The organism is Flectobacillus sp. BAB-3569 (assembly GCF_002270355.1).
Lineage (GTDB): Bacteria > Bacteroidota > Bacteroidia > Cytophagales > Spirosomataceae > Flectobacillus > Flectobacillus roseus.
This window is the reverse complement of record NZ_NJFZ01000134.1, coordinates 1-1,284: the sequence shown is the minus strand read 5'-3', so window position 1 is coordinate 1,284 and position 1,284 is coordinate 1. Positions and strand designations below refer to the sequence as shown.

Sequence of the window (1,284 nt, the reverse complement as noted above, 5' to 3'; positions counted from 1 at the left end):
TGAAGATATTGTAGGAGCTAATAGCGCTACTTATAATATCGCAAGTATTTGTGATGTATGTGATGTATGTGATGAAGGTTCCTACAAAGTTGAGGTGTCGGGTACTGGTGCTTGTGCTAGTCAAAGCGTAACAAGTAATGCTGCCGACTTAGTGGTAAAATCCAGTAGACATTACAGATGATCCCGAAACTCAAACAGTATGCGAAGGTACTGCTGTAACTTTTAGCGTAACTGCTACAGGCGACATTACGGGGTATCAATGGTATAAAATGGGCAAATCCTTACTGGCGCAACTGCATCGACGTATGGCATCACTGCCCAAACCTCGATGAATGGTGATAAATATTCAGTCGTAGTAAAAGGAACTTGTGGAGATCAAACCAGTACTGAAGCTACTTTAAATGTTAATGCTAAACCAAGCATTTCTATCAATCCTGTTGGCGCTACCAAATGTGTAGGCGAAACTTATACCTTTAGTGTTACTGCTAGTAATGTAGGTGGGTATCAGTGGATATTGAACAATGAAGATATTGTAGGAGCTAATAGCGCTACTTATAATATCGCAAGTATTTGTGATGTATGTGATGAAGGTTCCTACAAAGTTGAGGTGTCGGGTACTGGTGCTTGTGCTAGTCAAAGCGTAACAAGTAATGCTGCCGACTTAGTGGTAAAAATTCCAGTAGACATTACAGATGATCCCGAAACTCAAACAGTATGCGAAGGTACTGCTGTAACTTTTAGCGTAACTGCTACAGGCGACATTACGGGGTATCAATGGTACAAAAATGGGCAAATCCTTACTGGCGCAACTGCATCGACGTATGGCATCACTGCCCAAACCTCGATGAATGGTGATAAATATTCAGTCGTAGTAAAAGGAACTTGTGGAGATCAAACCAGTACTGAAGCTACTTTAAATGTTAATGCTAAACCAAGCATTTCTGTTAACCCAGTTGGCGCTACCAAATGCGTAGGCGAAACTTACACCTTTAGTGTTACTGCTAGTAATGTAGGTGGGTATCAGTGGATATTGAACAATGAAGATATTGTAGGAGCTAATAGCGCTACTTATAATATCGCAAGTATTTGTGATGTATGTGATGAAGGTTCCTACAAAGTTGAGGTGTCGGGTACTGGTGCTTGTGCTAGTCAAAGCGTAACAAGTAATGCTGCCGACTTAGTGGTAAAAATTCCAGTAGACATTACAGATGATCCCGAAACTCAAACAGTATGCGAAGGTACTGCTGTAACTTTTAGCGTAACTGCTACAGGCGACATTACGGG

General features: G+C 41.3%; 1 protein-coding gene and 1 pseudogene. Both read left to right on the top strand.

The features are described from left to right. Positions 1-181, top strand: a 181-nt coding sequence (locus BWI92_RS27665; RefSeq protein WP_176464576.1) for a hypothetical protein, incomplete at its 5' end; no start/stop codon positions are given. A 147-nt stretch (positions 182-328) separates the two neighbouring features. Next, positions 329-1,284, top strand: a pseudogene (locus tag BWI92_RS26690) (hypothetical protein); the annotation flags it as partial.